Annotated in this window: 15 protein-coding genes; 11 read left to right on the plus strand and 4 right to left on the minus strand. The window is 64.2% G+C overall.

Going from position 1 to position 17,352, the window contains the following annotated elements; genetic code table 11:
• Nucleotides 1-131: 131 nt before the first annotated feature.
• The gene (locus HWE04_RS03465) at nucleotides 132-734 is read right to left on the minus strand and encodes a TetR/AcrR family transcriptional regulator (RefSeq protein ID WP_102663166.1); all 603 of its coding nucleotides are present in this window, start codon (nucleotides 732-734) and stop codon (nucleotides 132-134) included.
• Nucleotides 735-901: 167 nt separating this feature from the next.
• Here HWE04_RS03465 and HWE04_RS03470 point away from each other — a divergent pair, with 167 nt between their 5' ends.
• Together HWE04_RS03470 and HWE04_RS03475 are read left to right on the plus strand one after the other, a co-directional pair.
• Nucleotides 902-1,744, plus strand: coding sequence for an AraC family transcriptional regulator (locus HWE04_RS03470; RefSeq protein WP_158243295.1), 843 nt, complete (start codon nucleotides 902-904; stop codon nucleotides 1,742-1,744).
• Between the two features lie 77 nt (nucleotides 1,745-1,821).
• Nucleotides 1,822-2,874 carry a threonine aldolase family protein gene (locus HWE04_RS03475; protein ID WP_077236549.1) on the plus strand — a complete coding sequence of 351 codons (1,053 nt, stop codon included), beginning with the start codon at nucleotides 1,822-1,824 and terminating at the stop codon, nucleotides 2,872-2,874.
• A 51-nt stretch (nucleotides 2,875-2,925) separates the two neighbouring features.
• Here HWE04_RS03475 and dkgB read toward each other — a convergent pair whose 3' ends face one another.
• Entirely contained in the window at nucleotides 2,926-3,747 is an 822-nt protein-coding gene (dkgB, locus tag HWE04_RS03480; protein ID WP_241811503.1) for a 2,5-didehydrogluconate reductase DkgB, read from the minus strand.
• A 385-nt stretch (nucleotides 3,748-4,132) separates the two neighbouring features.
• On the opposite strand from dkgB, the gene HWE04_RS03485 reads away from it, so the two are divergent.
• Complete coding sequence (locus tag HWE04_RS03485; protein ID WP_241811504.1) at nucleotides 4,133-4,930, plus strand: transporter substrate-binding domain-containing protein; 798 nt, start codon at nucleotides 4,133-4,135, stop codon at nucleotides 4,928-4,930.
• A 127-nt stretch (nucleotides 4,931-5,057) separates the two neighbouring features.
• Complete coding sequence (locus HWE04_RS03490; protein WP_241811505.1) at nucleotides 5,058-6,713, plus strand: methyl-accepting chemotaxis protein; 1,656 nt, start codon at nucleotides 5,058-5,060, stop codon at nucleotides 6,711-6,713.
• On the opposite strand, the gene HWE04_RS03495 is transcribed toward HWE04_RS03490, so the two are convergent.
• On the minus strand, nucleotides 6,710-7,639 hold the full coding sequence (locus HWE04_RS03495) for a LysR family transcriptional regulator (protein ID WP_241811506.1): 930 nt from the start codon (nucleotides 7,637-7,639) through the stop codon (nucleotides 6,710-6,712). The genes HWE04_RS03490 and HWE04_RS03495 overlap by 4 nt on opposite strands.
• Nucleotides 7,640-7,745: 106 nt before the next feature.
• On the opposite strand from HWE04_RS03495, the gene HWE04_RS03500 reads away from it, so the two are divergent.
• The 7 genes from HWE04_RS03500 (at nucleotide 7,746) to HWE04_RS03530 (ending at nucleotide 16,916) form a co-directional block, all read left to right on the plus strand.
• Nucleotides 7,746-9,032 carry an MFS transporter gene (locus tag HWE04_RS03500; protein WP_241811507.1) on the plus strand — a complete coding sequence of 429 codons (1,287 nt, stop codon included), beginning with the start codon at nucleotides 7,746-7,748 and terminating at the stop codon, nucleotides 9,030-9,032.
• Between the two features lie 101 nt (nucleotides 9,033-9,133).
• Nucleotides 9,134-10,339 carry a M20 aminoacylase family protein gene (locus tag HWE04_RS03505; RefSeq protein ID WP_241811508.1) on the plus strand — a complete coding sequence of 402 codons (1,206 nt, stop codon included), beginning with the start codon at nucleotides 9,134-9,136 and terminating at the stop codon, nucleotides 10,337-10,339.
• A 41-nt stretch (nucleotides 10,340-10,380) separates the two neighbouring features.
• Nucleotides 10,381-11,352: a glutaminase gene (locus HWE04_RS03510; protein ID WP_274620039.1), complete on the plus strand. Its 972-nt coding sequence runs from the start codon at nucleotides 10,381-10,383 to the stop codon at nucleotides 11,350-11,352.
• 181 nt (nucleotides 11,353-11,533) lie between these two features.
• Nucleotides 11,534-12,646 (plus strand): LacI family DNA-binding transcriptional regulator, encoded by a 1,113-nt coding sequence (locus HWE04_RS03515; protein ID WP_241811510.1) that lies wholly within the window; start codon nucleotides 11,534-11,536, stop codon nucleotides 12,644-12,646.
• A gap of 246 nt (nucleotides 12,647-12,892) precedes the next feature.
• Nucleotides 12,893-14,281, plus strand: a complete 1,389-nt coding sequence (gudD, locus tag HWE04_RS03520; protein ID WP_274620011.1) for a glucarate dehydratase — start codon at nucleotides 12,893-12,895, stop codon at nucleotides 14,279-14,281.
• 126 nt (nucleotides 14,282-14,407) lie between these two features.
• A complete protein-coding gene (locus HWE04_RS03525; RefSeq protein WP_241811511.1) occupies nucleotides 14,408-15,769 on the plus strand; it encodes an MFS transporter in 1,362 nt (453 codons plus the stop codon).
• Between the two features lie 223 nt (nucleotides 15,770-15,992).
• Entirely contained in the window at nucleotides 15,993-16,916 is a 924-nt protein-coding gene (locus HWE04_RS03530; protein ID WP_241811512.1) for a DedA family protein/thiosulfate sulfurtransferase GlpE, read from the plus strand.
• Here HWE04_RS03530 and HWE04_RS03535 read toward each other — a convergent pair.
• A complete protein-coding gene (locus HWE04_RS03535) occupies nucleotides 16,898-17,284 on the minus strand; it encodes an OsmC family protein (protein ID WP_006463755.1) in 387 nt (128 codons plus the stop codon). The two genes, HWE04_RS03530 and HWE04_RS03535, sit on opposite strands and share 19 nt — an antisense overlap.
• Nucleotides 17,285-17,352: the final 68 nt, after the last annotated feature.

Consider the following 17,352-nt stretch of genomic DNA (forward strand, 5'->3'; position numbering starts at 1 on the left):
AAATAAATTATGATCATAATATATAAATCGGAGAAAATATGCACCGCACCCTACTCGGGAGGCGGTAGCTGGTTCGATGGGCGTGCAGGAGACCCGTCCGGGGCCGTTAGGCGCAGGACATGGCGGGATTTCTAGGGCCGCTTTTCCTTCAGGTCCGAGAGCAATTCCTTCCGGGTGGCGTCGAGGATCTCGCCGGACAGAGCGGTCGCGCCGCTGGCCCGCGCCAGCAGCAGTGCGCCCACCATGGTGGAGAGCTGGGCGATGGCGCGTCGTCTGCGGGTCTTGGGTCCACTTTGTGGCTGAAGTGCGGTCAGGCTGTCGAGCAGGTCATCCAGGCCGGCGCGATAGGCGGCCCGCACCGGCTTGTCCTCGTCCACGCGTGCCACGTCGCTGGCCAGCATGGCGGCCGGGCAGGCCTTGCCGGGCGCGTCGCGGTTCTCCTCGCTGAGGTAGCGGCCGATGATGGCCTCGATGGCGTCCGTCGGTGATCGGCTCTGGGCGGCCTGGGCGTGCCATTTGTTGCGCGACAGATCGAAGGCGCGGGTGCAGGCGATGGCGGCGAGCTCGTCCTTGGATTTGAAGTGGCCGTAGAAACCGCCGTGCGTGAGGCCGGCGGCCTTCATCAGGTCGATCACGCTGACCCGGTCGATGCCCATTTCGCGAAACAGTTGCGCCGAGACGTGTTCGATGCGGTCACGATTCAGTTCTGCTTGCTCAAGGGTAACGCGGGGCATGGTGGTTCCTGGGGATGGAGAAAAGGCTTCATCATAAGCGATCAAGCCTGCCACCGGTACCTGGTCCCGGCCTGGCCTGCGCGGTCCCTGGTCGTGGCTGGTGGGCATGCATGATGCTTGTCATTTATCCTTGTTCATCCACGGTATCGAATTCCTCGTCTGCGTCCATGAATAAATCGCCACCTGCTTCCGAACGATCCAATCTGGTGCGCCTCTGGCGCGAGGCGGACTTCGGCGGTGCCGAACTGCTTGCCGCCAGCTATCACAACCACCATTTTCCACCGCATGCGCATGATGAATATGCTTTCGGCATCATCGAACGAGGTGCTCAGGCCTTCCAGCACGACCGTGGCAAGCGGCTGACCATGCCGCAAGGATCGATCGGCGTCATCAATCCGGGCGACGTACACGAAGGACGCCCCGCCGACGGTCAGGGATGGGATTACCGGATGGTCTATCTGTCGCCCGACTTCGTCTGCCGTCTCTTCGAGCGGGAAGCCGGCCATCCGGCTGGCTTGCCCTGGTTTGCCCGGAACGTGATCTTCGATGACCAGACCATTGTCATGTTGCGGGCGGCGCACTGCAGTTCGGCGTCGCCCCATGCGAGCCGACTGGAGGTGAGCTCGCTCTTGACTGCGGCAGTGATCCAGCTGTTCGCCCGGCATGCGCAGTTCCGTCAGCGCAGGCTGGAGCAGGCGGCTGCGCCGCGGGCAGTCCGTCATGCGCGGGAATTCATCGATGCCCATCTGGTCGCCAGTCCTTCGCTGGAGGAGTTGGCGTCGGTGGCCGGGGTCAGCCCCTACCACCTGCTGCGCCAGTTCAAGGCCATTCACGGCATGGCGCCCCATCGCTACCTGATCCAGCGGCGGGTTGCCATGGCCAAGACGATGCTGCTGGCCGGCCGCCAGCCCAGGCGGGTCGCCATCGAGCTGGGCTATTGCGATCAGGCGCATCTCAGTCGTGAGTTCAAGACCTTCTACGGTGTAGCGCCGAGCCGGATCGGTCGCTAGAAAATAGCAAGATTATCCAAATCCCGAGACCGCGCCGCGCGCATATTGCTTGCTCCATCATTGAAGCGAGGTGTGCCGTGATTGATCTTCGAAGTGATACCTGCAGTCGGCCTACCGAGGCCATGCGCGACGCCATCCGGGATGCAGTGGTCGGTGACGACGTTTATGGCGACGACCCGACCGTCAAAGAACTGGAGCGCGAGGTTGCCGCGCTGCTCGGCAAGGAGGATGCAGTGTTCATGGTGACCGGCACCATGACCAACCAGGTCGCCATCCGCGCCCATACCGAACCGGGCGATGCGGTACTGTTCGATCAGAACGCCCATGTGTACATCCTGGAAGGCGGGGCGCCGGCGGCTTTCGCGGGCGTGCTGCCGCGCTTGCTACCGGGCGCGCGCGGTGTGTTCTCGGCCGCCGATGTGAGTGGCGCCCTGGGCCTGTCGCACCGCTTCTTCCCCAGCACGATTCCGGCACCGGTGAAACTCCTGTGCCTGGAAAATACCCACAACCTGGGAGGCGGAAAGGTCTGGCCCATCGAGCAGATGGCCGCGGTGTGCGAACTGGCGCGGCAGCGCGGCATCGCCCTGCATCTTGACGGTGCCAGATTGTGGCATGCCACGGCCGCCTCCGGCATCACGGAGCGCGAATATGCGCGGCACGTTGATTCCGTCAGTGTCTGCTTTTCCAAGGGGCTGGGAGCGCCAGTCGGTTCCGCACTGGCAGGCTCGCGGGAATTCATCGCGCGCGCCCGTCGCTTCAAGCAGCAGATCGGTGGCGGTTTCCGTCAGGCGGGCATCATTGCTGCCGGCGCCCTGTATGCGCTGCGTCACCATCGCGAGCGACTCGGCGACGATCACCTCCACGCAAGAATTCTCGCAAGAGGCATCGCCGGGATACCCGGCATCGCCATCGATGTGGCCACGGTCGAAACCAATATCGTCCGCTTCGAAGTCACTTCGACCACGGCCGGCGATTTCGTCGACAGGCTGCACGCCCGTGGGCTGCATGTTCTGCCATCCGGGGAGCGGGGCGTGCGTGCCATTCCCTATTTGAACATCTCGCCGTCGCAGATCGATGAGGCCGTCGGCATCATCGCGGCAGTTGCCAGGGAGGTGCAGGCGCTCAACTGAGTTCGTCACCGGCAGGGCCGGATCGAGACGGGGCAATGCTGCGAGGCGGCATCAATCCCACGCCGGAGCAAAGTCCGGATTGGCCAGGCGCTCGCCGCGATCCAGTGCTGCGATGGCACTCATCTCGGCGTCTGACAAGCTGATCTTGCCCGCGGCCAGGTTGCTGGCCAGGTTCTCGCGCCGGGTGGACGAGGGGATCACCGCGAAGCCCTGTTGCAGCGACCAGGCCAGCGCCACCTGCGCGGCCGATACACCGTGCCTGGCAGCGATCTCCAGCAGCGTCGCATCCTGCATCACCTTGCCATAGGCCAGGGGCATGTAGGCGGTCAGGTGGATGCCCTGGGTGCGGGCGTACTCGATCAGCTTGCGGTTCTGCAGGAAGGGATGGATCTCGACCTGGTTGGTGGCGATCTGGTCGGCACCGACGGCGGCAATGGCCTGCTCCATGTGGGTGATGGTGAAATTGGAGATGCCGATCAGGCGCGTCAGGCCCTGGGCCTTGGCCTCGGCCAGTGTCTGCAGGTAGTCGGCCACCGGCAGCGCGTCCTGCGGCGAGGGCCAGTGGATCAGCGTCAGGTCGACCTGTTCCAGGCGCAGCTTCTGCAGGCTTTCCTTGAGGCTGGGGATGAGCTTGTCGCGCGACAGGTTTTCGGTCCAGATCTTGGTGGTGACGAACAGCGCATCACGGGCCACGCCGCTCTCGGCCAGCGCCTGGCCGACTTCGGCTTCGTTGCCGTAGATCTGCGCGGTATCGATATGGCGATAGCCCAGCTCCAGGCCGGTGCGTACCGAGTCGATGACCTGCTGGTCCTTGAGGCGGAAGGTGCCCAGGCCCAGCGCGGGGAGGGGGGAAGGGGTGGGGGCGTTGTGCATGTCTTGTCCTTTGCGTTGACGATGAGGGCCGCCAGACGGGAACTGCCTGGGCGGCGGCATCAGTGCGATCGAGTATCGGACAAATCCTTTGTTGCTTGAAGTGCTCCGTCGGCAAATCATTGTTGATCACAACTCAATAATGTTTGGCGGTACAGGCATGGTGTTCCCGCCGGGCGATCATTCTGGATATTGTTTAAATGATTTCCTCCCGCCCGGCGGGAGCCGCGTCCTGCTTGGTTCTTCATATACCTTCAGGGTATATGCCCTATCGCAACTCGGTAATTTCCAAGCCTGATAGGGGCTGATTACACTGGCGCCAGCCATCGCTGGATGGCCTTACATCAGACCTTCCGGCGCGTCCGGAAATCATCTCAGGGGGAACACCATGCACGTCATCAAGCTCGCCATTGCCGCATCCATCACCTTGTCTGCTGCTGCGGGTGGCGCGGCCATGGCCGACACGCTGGCCTCGGTCCAGAAGGCCGGGGTCGTCAAGATCGGCGTGCCGCAGGACTTCGCGCCCTACGGCGCGGTCAATGGCGACCTGCAGCTGCAGGGGCTGGATATCGATGTGGCACGGCTGGTGGCCAAGGGCATGGGCGTGAAGGCCGAGCTGATCCCGGTCCCCACCTCCAGCCGGGTGGCCTTCCTGCAGAGCCACAAGATCGACATGATCATCTCCACCCTCGGCAAGAATGCCGAGCGCGAGAAGGTGATGGATTTCTCGCAGGGTTACGCGCCGTACAACAACAGCGTCTTTGGTATCGCTGCGCTGAAGATCAGCGGCCCGGCCGATCTGGCGGGCAAGACCGTGGGCGTCACCCGCAGCACCTTCGAAGATCTGATGCTCACCGATACGGTACCCAAGACCACCGTCCTGAAGCGCTACGAAGACAACAACGGACTGGTGTCGGCCTATGTCGCCGGGCAGGTCCAGATTGTAGGCACGGGTGACTTCGTCGCCTATTCGCTGGCCGAGAAGACGCCCTCCAACAAGCCGGTGCTGAAGTACGTCATCAATGTGTCGACCTGTTTCGTCGGCGTCAACAAGGGCGAGACTGCGCTGGTGGCAAAGATCAACGACGTGCTGACCGCCTCCAAGAAGAGTGGCGAACTCAATGGTCTGGTCAAGAAGTGGCTCAACGTACCGCTGCCCGAGAAGATCGCCACCACCTATCAGTAAGACCCACCAGTTGGCGGCGCGCGATCCTCGCGCGCCGCATTCTGCGGATGGAACAGTCGTCGGCCGTGCTTCACCTCCCCATCCTTATCCACATCCGCATCTGCATCCGCTCTCGCAAGGAACGGCAATGAAATTTCTTTCTGGTATCCGTATCGGGACCCGCCTGGCGGTCGGTTTCGCCATCGTGCTGGCCTTGTCCATCCTCGTCATGGTGCTAGGTATCTGGCGCCTGCAGATCGTCTCCGATGTCACCCATGAGATGGTCCATCATTCGGCCTTGAAGGAGCGCCTCATCTCTGCCTGGGTCGGCAGCCTGCGCGCTGGCGTGATGCGTTCGGTGGCGATGTCGCGCAGTGTCGATTCGACGCTGGGCAGTTACTTTCTCAACGAGGAAATCGCCGCCAACAAGGAAATCGCAGACCTGCAGGCGCAGTTGACACCGCTGCTGGTGGCAGGGAAAGAGCAGGCCCTGCTGGCGGAAATAGGCCAATACCAGCGCCGCTACAAGGAGATCTTCCTCAAGATCATGGATCTCAAATCCACCGGTGAACAGGAGCTGGCCAGCAGTACCCTGATCCAGGAATTCATGCCGCTGGCCAAGCTGTATCTGGCGGCCGTACGGACGCTGCAGCAGGCGCAGCAGACTGAAATCGATGCCGCTTCGCAGAACATCGAGCGGCTCTCGCGTGACAGCCGCATCCTGCTGGTGGTGCTGGAGGCAGCAGCCTTGTTCTTCGGCGTGGCCTGTGCCTGGCTGCTCACGCGCAGCATCGTGCGTCCGCTGCGACAGGCAGTGGGATTGTCGGAGCGGGTGGCTCGGGGTGATCTGACGGCCAGCGTCAGCCCGGCCTCGCGCGACGAGATCGGGCAACTGATGACGGCCCTGCAGGACATGAGTCAGCGCCTGCGCGATATCGTCAGCCGGGTGCGGCACGGCACCGATTCCATCACGCTGGCCTCCGCTGAAATGGCGGAGGGCAATCTCGACCTCTCCTCGCGCACCGAGCAGCAGGCAGGGGCGCTGGAAGAGACCGCATCGGCCATGGAAGAACTCATCGCTACCGTGGGTACCAATGCGGACAACGCCCGCCAGGCCAGCCAGATGGCGGCCTCGGCATCATCGGTGGCGGGCGAGGGCGCGTCGGTGGTGGGCAAGGTGGTCGGTACCATGCAAAAGATCCACGCGTCGTCCGACAAGATCGTGGACATCATCGGCGTGATCGACGGCATCGCCTTCCAGACCAACATCCTGGCACTGAATGCGGCCGTGGAAGCCGCTCGCGCCGGGGAGCAGGGGCGCGGTTTCGCGGTGGTGGCGTCGGAGGTGCGCTCCCTGGCACAGCGTTCGGCGGCCGCCGCCAGGGAGATCAAGTCGCTCATCGATGATTCGGTGCAGAAGGTGGTGGCCGGCAGCGCGCTGGTGGAAGTGGCCGGCGCCACCATGCAACGTGTGGTGCAAAGCGTTGAGCACGTCCATGCCATTGTCGATGACATCAGCGTGGCCACTGCCCAGCAGAGCGAGGGCATCCAGCAGGTCAACGATGCCGTGGCCCAGCTTGACGACCTGACCCAGCAGAATGCTGCCCTGGCCGAACAGGCCGCCGCCGCTGCCGCTTCGATGCGTGCGCAGGCGGGCGAGCTGACGCAGGTGGTCAGTATTTTCGCGATCGGGACGCACGCCGGAGAAGCGTCGTCTGCCTCCCGGCACGCGTTGGCATCGTCGCCGGTGGTGGCTGTCGGCGCGCCGCCGCAGCCGCGCCTGCTCGTGCCCCAGCCGCGTTAGCCGGTGGTGTCCGTCATGGGCAGCGGCTGGGCTCCTTCCAGATGGGCGATATAGCGGCCCAGCGTGGGGTTGCCGTTATCGGCGCGATAGACGAAGGAGACGGGGTGGCGCATGGTCAGTTCCGGATGGTCGACCAGCACCACGCCTTCCGGGCAGGTATAGGCACTCACGTCAGAGACGATGGCATAGCCCACGCCGGCGGCCACCAGGCCGAGAATGCTCAGTACGTCGCTGGCCAGTTGCGCCTTGCGCGGCACCAGTCCAGCCGTCTGGCACTGGTAGTCCAGGAACTGGTCGTAACCCGGCGCCACCTCGGTCGGGAACCAGATCGCCGGCTCCTCGCGCAGTGCCGACAGATGGACTGGTACCTGGCGGGCCAGCCGGCTGTCGCGGGGTAGCGCCAGTTTGAGTCGACACTCGAAGACTTCGATCTCGTTGAATTCACCCGCCAGGAACTGGTCGTTGGGCGGATAGCGCCAGGCCAGGAAACCGGCATCCAGTTCACCTTCCCTGATCCGTTCCAGTTGCCGGGCCGACAGGCCCGGTTCCAGTGACATGGCAATCCGTGGCTCGGCCTGGTGAAAGCTGCGCAGCGAACCCAGTATGCGGGGATGCCAGCCGAAATTGGGCGTGATGCCCATGCGCAGATTGCCTTCCACGCCCTCGGCTACGCGCGCGACGCGCTGACGCGTTTCTTGCAGCTCCCCCAGCATGCGGCGGGCATCAATGGCCAGTTGCTGTCCGGCGGCGGTCAGGGTTGCACCACGGACGCTGCGGTCGAACAGGAGCGCCCCCACTTCCTCTTCCAGATCCTTGATCTGCCGGCTCAGGGCCGGTTGCGCGATATGCAGTCGGCGCGCCGCTTCGGCGACGCTGCCGTGTTCGACCACGCCGAGAAAATAGCGCAGATGACGAAATTCGATCATGGCGGATCTATACCTTGCGAGTATGGTTCTTATATTTAAACGGAAGTTTTCAGTATAGGGCATAAGACCTACACTTCGGCCACCAAACATAACAAGTGGAGACCTTATGCACAGCCAAGCCAACGGGTTGGACGCGAAAACGCAACGCCGCGCGGTGATCGCGGCCACCATCGGTAACGTTCTCGAGATCTACGATTTCATCATCTTCGGCATCTTCGCCGTGGCCATTTCCAAGACCTTCTTTCCCAGTGGCGACGATTATGCGGCACTGATGTTCACCTTCATGACCTTCGCCGCCGGCTTCGTGGTGCGGCCCATCGGCGCACTGGTACTGGGGCAGTATGCCGACAAGGTCGGTCGCAAGAAGGCGCTGAGCTTCACATTGCTGCTGATGGCGCTGGGTACCATCATTCCGGCGCTCTGTCCGTCCTACGATTCGATCGGGATCGCCGCGACTGCCATCCTGGTATTCGGCCGTCTGCTGCAGGGATTTTCGGCCGGCGGCGAGATCGGCAGCAACGTGGCCATGCTGGTGGAAAATGCATCCGGTCGCAATCGTGCCCTCTTCAGCTCCTTCCAGCAGATGGCGCAGGGCGGCGGGGTGCTGCTGGGCGGCGTGGTCGGCTTCACCATCGCCGTGGTGTATGGCCAGGAGCGCATGCTGCAGGATTACTGGCGCGTGGCCTTCCTGGTGGGGCTGCTGATCGGTCCGGTGGGCTGGTACATCCGCCGCGCACTGCCGGAGACGCCGGAGTTCGAGCGCAGCATCGAGCAAGGCCCGGCAGATTCCTTCCTCGCGGGCGTAAAGGCCAACTTCGGTCGCATCCTGATCGGCATCGCCATCATGATCTTCTGGACCGTGGCAACCCAGGTCTCCAACTACTTCACCACCTATGCAGTGCGTGAACTGAAGATGCCGGTAGCGTCGACCTATCTGGGCCAGATCGCTTCCGGTCTGACCCTGCTCCTGATCTGCCCGCTGGTGGGCATGCTGGCGGACCGCATCGGCCCCTACAAGCCCATGGCCTGGGGTGCCGGACTGGCGGGCGTGCTGGCCTATCCCTTGTTCAAATTGCTGGTGGCCACCCCGACCCTGCCGATGCTGCTGATGGTACAGATCGCCATCTCCGTCACGCTGGGCCTGTATGCCGCCTGTGCGCCGCTGGTCATGTCCGATATCTTCCCGACCCGCTATCGTGCCACCGGCGTGGGCACCTCTTACGCCCTGGGTGTGATGATCTTCGGCGGGCTCACGCCCATGATCGTGACCACACTGATCCAGGTCAGCGGCGACAAGCTCATCATCGGCCTGTACCTGACCGTGGCCGCACTGCTGAGCCTGGCCCTGATCGGCGCTCTGGTACGCATGCAGCGCAAGCAGGCGCTGGCCTGAGGTCGCTGGCTCTGATTTTTTGGCCCGCCTCGTGACCTCCTGGCTCTCGCCCTGGCGCCGTGCATGAGGTTTGCCCCCCACCAACCTGTAGAGGACTCCACATGGAGATGAACAAGCATGGGCGCCTGGAAGTGCCCGAAGAGATGGATCTGGTGTCCATACGGCGTCATCTGCACGCCCACCCCGAACTGCGCTTCGAAGAAAAGCGCACCGCCGGCTACGTGGCCCGTCTGCTGCGCGGATACGGTCTCCAGGTCGAGGAGAATATCGGTGGCTACGGCGTGGTGGGCACGTTGCGCAAGGGCAGTTCGTCGCGCGCCATCACGCTGCGTGCGGATATGGATGCCTTGCCGATGAAGGAGGAAAACACCTTTGCCCATGCCTCCACCTGCGCCGGCAAGATGCACGCCTGCGGCCATGACGGCCACACCGCCATGCTGCTGGGCGCAGCGGCCAGATTGAGCCATGCGGTCGATTTCGATGGCACCGTGCACCTCGTGTTCCAGCCGGCCGAGGAGGGCGGGGCAGGTGCGCGGTCGATGATCGAGGATGGCCTGTTCAAGCGTTTTCCCACCGACGCCATCTTTGGCCTGCATAACTGGCCGGGATTGCCGGCGGGCAGTTTCGGCGTGCGCCCCGGCCCGCTGATGGCCTCCAGCAATACCTTCAGCGCTACCCTGTACGGACGTGGTGCCCACGCTGCCCAGCCCCATCGCGGCATCGATCCCGTGGTGGCGGCGGCGCAGCTCACGCTGGCCTGGCAGAGCATCCTCACGCGCAACGTCAACCCCAATCACCCAGCGGTGCTCTCGGTCACCCAGATCCACACGGGCAGCGCCGACAACGTGATCCCCGAGCAGGCCACCCTGGCCGGGACGGTACGCGCCTTCGATGACGATACGCTTGAGCTCATCGAGCGCCGCATGGAATCCATCGCCAAGTCCATCGGCAAGATGTTCGACCTGCGGGTGTCGTTCAGCTTCGAGCGCCTGTACCCGGCGCTGGTCAATCATCCCGAAGAAACCAGCGAGGCCATGCAGGCCATGATGGCGGCCGTCGGCACGGAGCAGGTCGATGGCGAGACCGAGCCGGCCTTCGCTTCCGAGGACTTCGCGTTCTACCTGCACCACAAGCCGGGCTGCTACGCCTTTCTCGGCAACGGCCTGATCGCCACTGGCGAGGGTACCGGGCGGGCCGCTTCGCGGGAATTGCATAGCCCTTTCTACGATTTCAACGACGACATCATCGATGCCGGTGTCGCCTACTGGGTCGCACTGGTGCAGCGCTATCTGGGTGTGTCTGCGTGAAATCGCCGGAGCTTGATCCCCTGCAGTGGCAGTCGGCCGTGATGGGCGATGTTGCCGGCCGTGCGCGGTCGGCACGTGCCGGTGATTTTGCCGCGCAGCCTTGGCCCGAGATCCTCAGGCGTGCCGCGCATCTCTCCGAGGCTTGTCGCCAGGAGGGGGAACTGGCCAGCTACATCCCGGCCCTGGCGCAGGTCGACCCGGATCAGTTCGGCATGGCTGTCGCCACCCTCGACGGCGCAGTCCATGCGGTAGGGCACAGTGCGACGCGCTTTTCCATCCAGAGCATCAGCAAGCTGTTCCTGCTGGCCCTGGCCTACCGCAGCCATGGCGAATGCCTGTGGGAGCGGGTCGGGCAGAGTCCCAGCACCAATCCGTTCAATTCGCTGATCGAACTGGAGCTGGAGCGCGGCATCCCGCGCAATCCGTTTCTGAATCCGGGCGCGCTGGTGGTGACGGACGCCTTGCTGAGCCGGCATACGCATCTGGAATCGGCGATGGTGGCGCTGCTGCGGGAGCTGACCGGCAGCGGCGATCTCAATTACGACTCGGAGGTCTTTCACAGCGAGTTGCGCTGCGCCTCGCGCCACTTCGCAGCGGCCCACCTGATGCAGAGCCACGGCAACATGGTCAATGCAGTGGACGACGTGGTGACGGCCTATTGCGCCAGTTGCGCCATCGAGGCTTCTTGCACGGAACTGGCACGTGCCGCGCTGTTCCTGGCCAATGGCGGTAACGGGATCGAAGGGGGACGGCAGTTGCTGACGGCGCAGCAGACGCAGCGTATCTGCGCGCTCATGCTCACCACCGGCACCTACGAGCATTCCGGCAAGACTGCCTTTGCCATCGGCCTGCCGGCCAAGAGTGGCGTGGGCGGCGGCGTGCTGGCCGTGCTGCCGGGCCGCGGCAGCATCTGCGCCTGGTCGCCGCGTCTGGATGCACGTGGCAATTCGGTACGGGCCATGATGGCGCTGGAACTGGTCTCCAACGCTGCCGGCTTGTCGGTGTTCGCCTGAGGTCGGCGTCGCGCTGCCCGGGGTGCGATGTGTTCGGTTTCTCCTGGCTTGGTGGCGGATTGCATAGGGCGTTCGCCACCTTTTTTTTCGGGCGGCAAGCGGGCGCAGGTTGCCGACCCACGGTTGATGGCACGGCCGCCAGACTTGGTAACGCTACCAGGGCCGATGCTAGAATGCCCGCATGTCCGAAAACAGAACCACCTCCCCTGACGTCCCCCTCAGCCTTGCCACGCGCGGAACCGACGACGATGGTCCCGAACCGCGTCGTCGCGGCCCGCGCAAGAGCGCCGGTGGCGTCACGCTGCGCGACGTGGCGCAACTGGCCGGGGTGGCGCCGATCACGGCCTCGCGGGCCTTGAACACACCCTCGGCGGTTTCGCCCAAGGTCTTGCAGAAAGTGCGCGAGGCGGTGGAAAAGACCGGCTACGTCCCCAACCTGCTGGCCGGCGGGCTGGCCTCCAACAAGAGCCGGCTGGTGGCGGTGGTGGTGCCCACCGTGATCGGGCCGGTGTTCCAGGAAATCGTCCATACCCTGACCGAAACCCTGGCCGCCGCCAGCTACCAGGTCATGCTGGGCCAGAGCGGCTACGAGAATTCGCGTGAGGATGCGCTGCTGGAAGCCATCATCGGCCGCCGTCCCGATGGCGTGGTGCTGACCGGCATCATGCGCTCGGCGGAGGCCAGGAAGCGGCTGCTGGCCAGCGGCATCCCGGTGGTCGAGACCTGGGACCTGACGCCCACGCCGATCGACATGCTGGTCGGTTTTTCGCACGAGGCCATCGGCCGCGAAGTGGCGCGCTACCTGCACCAGCGCGGTCGCAACAAGGTCGCGGTGGTGGGCGGGCGCGACGAGCGTAGCCAGCGCCGCATGCAGTCCTTCGCGCAGGAAGCGGTGGCGCTGGGCATGAACGACGGGCAGGGGGTGGCAGCCCTGCCGATGTACCACGTCATCGCCCCGACCACCCTGGGGCAGGGACGGCAGGGTCTGGCCGATCTGTTGCAGCAACAGCCCGACACCGATGCCATCTTCTGCAGTTCCGACCTGCTGGCGCTGGGCGTGATGATCGAGGCCCAGAGCCGTGGCATCGCCATTCCCGGACAACTGGCGGTGGTCGGCTTCGGCGACCTGGAATTCTCGCGTGACCTGCAACCCCGCCTGACCACCGTGCGCATCGACGGCACCGGCATCGGCCAGCGCGCGGCGCGCTTCATCATCGACCGGGCGGCGGGCATCGAGGTGGCCGAGCGCATTGTCGATGTCGGCTTTTCCATCATCCAGCGCGAAAGCGCCTGACGCGGCGATTCCGCACTTCCTGCTCCTCCTGCCCCACCTGTCTTTCCCACCTTTACTGCCCCATCCGTTTTGATGCTGCCAGGCAAGTTGATCTGGCGCTTCACATCCCCCTGTTGACATGCTGATTTGGTACCGCTACCATGCATTCATCCTGATTTGGTACCGCTACCAAATTGTTGCCGGATCCGCTGCCAGGTCATTCCCGGTGGGTGCCGGTTTTTCTTCATTGAAAGAGAAAGTGCTGCCATGACTGCCCTTGCCACTCCTGCCTCCTCGACGTCTGCCACCTCGTCTTCCGCTGCCCTGGCCAAAGGGGCGCCCCGCGTCACCGACATGCGCGTCATTCCGGTGGCCGGCCACGACAGCATGCTGCTGAACCTGTCCGGCGCCCACGGTCCGTATTTCACGCGCAACCTGGTGATCCTCACCGACAGCGCCGGCCATACCGGGGTGGGCGAGGTCCCGGGCGGGGAGGGCATCCGCCAGACCCTGGAAGATGCGCGCTCGCTGGTGGTGGGGCAGTCCATCGGCAATGTCCAGGGCATCCTGAACCGGGCACGCACCGCCTTCGCCGACCGCGATGTCGGCGGTCGGGGCCTGCAGACCTTCGACCTGCGTATTGCAGTGCACGCCGTCACCGCGCTGGAAGCGGCCCTGCTGGATCTGCTGGGCAAGTTCCTGGAGGTACCGGTGGCAGCGCTGCTGGGCGAGGGGCAGCAGCGTGATGAGGTGGAAATGCTGGGTTACCTGTTCTATGTGGGTGACCGCAGGCAGACCGACCTGCCGTATCACGCCGAAGCGGAGCAGGCCGACGACTGGCTGCACCTGCGCCATGAAGCCGCGCTCACGCCCGAGGCGGTAGTCCGCCTGGCCGAGGCGGCCTATGCGCGGTATGGCTTCAACGACTTCAAGCTCAAGGGCGGTGTCATGCGTGGCGAGGAAGAGATCGCCGCCGTCACGGCGTTGGCCGAACGCTTCCCCAAGGCCCGCATCACCCTTGATCCCAACGGCGGCTGGCTGCTCAAGGATGCCATCCGCCTGTGCCGCGACCAGCATGACGTGCTGGCCTATGCGGAAGATCCGTGCGGCGCCGAGGAAGGTTATTCCGGACGCGAGGTGATGGCCGAGTTCCGCCGCGCCACCGGCCTGCAGACAGCCACCAACATGGTGGCCACCGACTGGCGCCAGATGGGGCATGCGATTTCGCTGCAGTCGGTGGATATCCCGCTGGCCGATCCGCATTTCTGGACCATGCAGGGTTCGGTGCGGGTGGCGCAGATGTGCCACGAGTGGGGCCTGACCTGGGGTTCACATTCCAACAACCACTTCGACGTCTCGCTGGCGATGTTCACCCATGTGGCCGCTGCCGCGCCGGGCAAGATCACCGCCATCGATACCCACTGGATCTGGCAGGACGGCCAGCGCCTGACCCGCGAACCCCTGCAGATCGTGGGCGGCAAGGTGCAAGTGCCGGCCAAGCCGGGCCTGGGCGTGGAACTGGACATGGAGCAGGTGGAAGCGGCCCACCAGACCTATCGCAACATGGGACTGGGTGCGCGGGACGATGCGGTGGCCATGCAGTACCTGATCCCGGGCTGGAAATTCGATCCCAAGAAACCCTGCCTGGTGCGTTGAGCACAGGGCTGCACATCTGCTAGCGGGGCCGTGACAAGAGCGCGATGAACGCGCCGCTGGTCCCGAATTTTCCTTCATTTTTTCTTTCATCCATCGTTAGTACGGGCTCAACAGAGGAGACAACCCGTGAATCCTTCCCCATCCGCATCATCAGGCGCAGCAACCCTGGCCCTCACCAGCGCGGTGAGCAAGATCAAGTGGCGCATCCTGCCGCTGTTCGTGGCCATGTTCATCATCAACTACATCGACCGCGTCAACATCGGTTTCGTGCGCAGTCACCTCTCTACCGATCTGGGCATCGGCGCGGCTGCCTTCGGCCTGGGCGCCGGGCTGTTCTTCGTCGGTTACGCGATCTTCGAGGTACCGTCCAACATGCTGCTGCAACGTTACGGCGCGCGCGCCTGGCTGACCCGCATCATGTTCACCTGGGGCCTGGTGGCGGCCTGCATGGCCTTCGTGCAGAGCGAGACCAGCTTCTATTTCATGCGTTTCCTGCTGGGCGTGACTGAGGCGGGCTTCTTCCCCGGCGTGGTGTATTACTTCACGCAGTGGTTGCCCAATCATGAACGTGGGCGCGCCATGGCGGTCTTCCTGTCGGGCTCGGCGATTGCATCCATCCTCTCCGGTCCGATTACCGGCGCGCTGTTGCTCATCGAGGGCGGTGGCCTGCATGGCTGGCAATGGATGTTCCTGATCGAAGGCGGCGTCTCGATGCTGTTCTGCGTGGTGGTCTGGAATGTGCTGGACTCCACCCCGGCCGATGCCAAGTGGCTTTCGCCGGAACAGCGCGAAGCACTGACCGCGGTGATCGCCGCCGAACAGGAGCTGCGCGCCGCCAACCGGCCGGCGCACGTTTCCGCGCTGACCTTGTTGCGCGACCCGCAGATCGTCTTGTTCTGTCTGATCTACTTCGCCATCCAGCTGACCATCTACGGCGCGACCTTCTGGCTGCCGACCATCATCAAGAAGATGGGCCATTTCAATGACTTCCAGGTCGGCCTGTTCAATACCATTCCGTGGATCATCGCCATTGCCGCCATGTACATGTTCGCGGTGCTGGCGGCGCGCTTCAAGCGGCAGCAGTTCTGGGTCGCTGCCGCGCTGGTGATCTCGGCGACGGGCATGGCGGTGTCGGCCTCGTCCGGGCCGGTGATCGGGTTTGTCGCGGTGTGCTTCGCCGGCATCGGCTTCAAGGCGGCTTCCTCGCTGTTCTGGCCGATCCCGCAGGCCTACCTGGATGCACGTATTGCGGCCGCGGTGCTGGCGCTGGTCAATTCGCTGGGCAACCTGGGCGGCTTCTTCGCGCCTGCCACCTTCGGCTACCTGGAGCAGAAGACCGGTTCCATCCAGGGCGGGCTGTATGCCCTGTCCGGTGCCTCGTTGCTGGCGGCGGTGCTGGTGTTCCTGGCGCGCACCCGGCCGGCAGCACAGGATGGTGGTGGCACCGCCAGCGGCAAGAGCGAGGCCGTCGTCAAGCACGCTGCCTGAGGCGGTCCGGCAGTATCGATTTCTCCGAGGTCTTCCTCGTTCGCGCCTTGCGCGCCCGCGTTGTAGCGGGTGAGCAGGGCGCTTTTTATGGTCCGTCCCCTTTTTATCCGTATCAGGCCAAGCAGGGGCGGTGTCGGCATGCCTATAATGGCAGCCTGCAATCCGCCGTTACGGCGGGACAGTCGCCGCTTCTCACGCGGCAAGACATCAAGGCGGCCTGGCCATGGAAACCCTCTACCACCTCATCGAGCAATACGGTCTGATCCTCGTTTTCGTCAACGTGCTGGTGGAGCAGCTGGGTGCGCCGGTGCCGGCCTATCCGACCCTGATCATCACCGGTGCCTTGTCGGCCACCGGGCGCTACTCGCCGCTGCTGTTGCTCGTCCTGGCGGTCGGTGCGGCACTGATGGCCGATTACGTCTGGTATCTCGCCGGCCGCCGCTACGGGCGCAAGATCATGTCGCGCCTGTGCCGCATTTCGCTCTCGCCGGATTCCTGTGTGCGCCAGACCGAATCGATCTACCTGCGCTGGGGCGCGCGGTCCTTGCTGCTGGCCAAGTTCATCCCCGGCTTTGCCTCGATTGCCAGTGCGCTCTCCGGCACCATGGGAACGCGCCGCGTCAGCTTCATCCTGTGGGACGCGGCAGGCAGCGCTTTATGGGCGGGACTGGGGATTTTCCTGGGTTCGCTGTTCAGTTCGGCCGTGGATGACCTGCTGAACGTGCTGGCCCAGCTGGGGCATTACGGGATGCTGCTGATCGCCGTGGCGCTGGCGGCGTTCGTGGCCAACAAGTGGTGGCAGCGCCGGCGCTTCCGCAAGTCGCTGGAGATGGCGCGCATCACCGTGGATGAACTCAATACCATGCTCGAACAGGGCAATGCGCCCACCATCATCGATGTGCGCTCGCCGCTGTCGCAGCAGGATGGCCGCATCCCGGGGGCGGTGACCATCTCCAACCAGGAAATCCAGACCTTCGTCTTCGATGGTCCGGTGGAAGGGGAAGTGGTGGTCTATTGCGCCTGTCCCAACGAGGCCTCGGCGGCCGTGGTGGCGCGCCAGCTGATGCGGCGCGGCTACACCCGGGTGCGGCCGCTGACTGGCGGCATCGATGCCTGGCGCGCAGCCGGTTACGCGATCGACGTCTGAATCGCCGTGCCCTGGCGGATGGTCTTGGTGACCGGGGTCTTTTCGCAGATTTCGGCCAGGCGGGTCAGTTGTTCCTGGCTCAGGGCATTGCCGAAGCTGATCTTGCGGGTGATGGTTTCCAGGCCGCTGTCGTCGCGGCCGAAGTGGGCGTCCACTGCGATGCTGCCCAGGTCCCAGCCCTTGCGGTCGGCGTACATGCGCAAGGTCAGCGAAGTGCAGGATGCCAGCGCGGCCAGCAGCAGTTCATAGGGCGCGGGACCGGTGTCCTTGCCGCCATTGCTTTCCGGTTCATCCGACTTGAGCTGGTGGATGCGCGCCTTGATGTCCTGGGCGTAGCCGGCGGCGTTGTGCAGGGTGACGTGGGCCATGGTTTCTCCGATCGGTGGTCTGTGTGGCTTAAGGGGGAGCGGGGATTGTGACACACACGCGGCGGCCG

It is taken from the genome of Herbaspirillum sp. C7C2 (assembly GCF_022627865.1).
Taxonomy (GTDB): domain Bacteria; phylum Pseudomonadota; class Gammaproteobacteria; order Burkholderiales; family Burkholderiaceae_D; genus Herbaspirillum; species Herbaspirillum frisingense.

What these genes read in the sequence shown, in the direction of transcription:
- HWE04_RS03535 (WP_006463755.1), bottom strand. Translation starts at nt 17,284, where the DNA reads ATGGCCCACGTCACCCTGCACAACGCCGCCGGCTACGCCCAGGACATC.
- HWE04_RS03490 (WP_241811505.1), top strand. Translation starts at nt 5,058, where the DNA reads ATGAAATTTCTTTCTGGTATCCGTATCGGGACCCGCCTGGCGGTCGGT.
- HWE04_RS03485 (WP_241811504.1), top strand. Translation starts at nt 4,133, where the DNA reads ATGCACGTCATCAAGCTCGCCATTGCCGCATCCATCACCTTGTCTGCT.
- HWE04_RS03530 (WP_241811512.1), top strand. Translation starts at nt 15,993, where the DNA reads ATGGAAACCCTCTACCACCTCATCGAGCAATACGGTCTGATCCTCGTT.
- HWE04_RS03500 (WP_241811507.1), top strand. Translation starts at nt 7,746, where the DNA reads ATGCACAGCCAAGCCAACGGGTTGGACGCGAAAACGCAACGCCGCGCG.
- HWE04_RS03510 (WP_274620039.1), top strand. Translation starts at nt 10,381, where the DNA reads ATGGGCGATGTTGCCGGCCGTGCGCGGTCGGCACGTGCCGGTGATTTT.
- HWE04_RS03505 (WP_241811508.1), top strand. Translation starts at nt 9,134, where the DNA reads ATGGAGATGAACAAGCATGGGCGCCTGGAAGTGCCCGAAGAGATGGAT.
- HWE04_RS03495 (WP_241811506.1), bottom strand. Translation starts at nt 7,639, where the DNA reads ATGATCGAATTTCGTCATCTGCGCTATTTTCTCGGCGTGGTCGAACAC.
- HWE04_RS03470 (WP_158243295.1), top strand. Translation starts at nt 902, where the DNA reads ATGAATAAATCGCCACCTGCTTCCGAACGATCCAATCTGGTGCGCCTC.
- HWE04_RS03465 (WP_102663166.1), bottom strand. Translation starts at nt 734, where the DNA reads ATGCCCCGCGTTACCCTTGAGCAAGCAGAACTGAATCGTGACCGCATC.
- dkgB (WP_241811503.1), bottom strand. Translation starts at nt 3,747, where the DNA reads ATGCACAACGCCCCCACCCCTTCCCCCCTCCCCGCGCTGGGCCTGGGC.
- gudD (WP_274620011.1), top strand. Translation starts at nt 12,893, where the DNA reads ATGACTGCCCTTGCCACTCCTGCCTCCTCGACGTCTGCCACCTCGTCT.
- HWE04_RS03515 (WP_241811510.1), top strand. Translation starts at nt 11,534, where the DNA reads ATGTCCGAAAACAGAACCACCTCCCCTGACGTCCCCCTCAGCCTTGCC.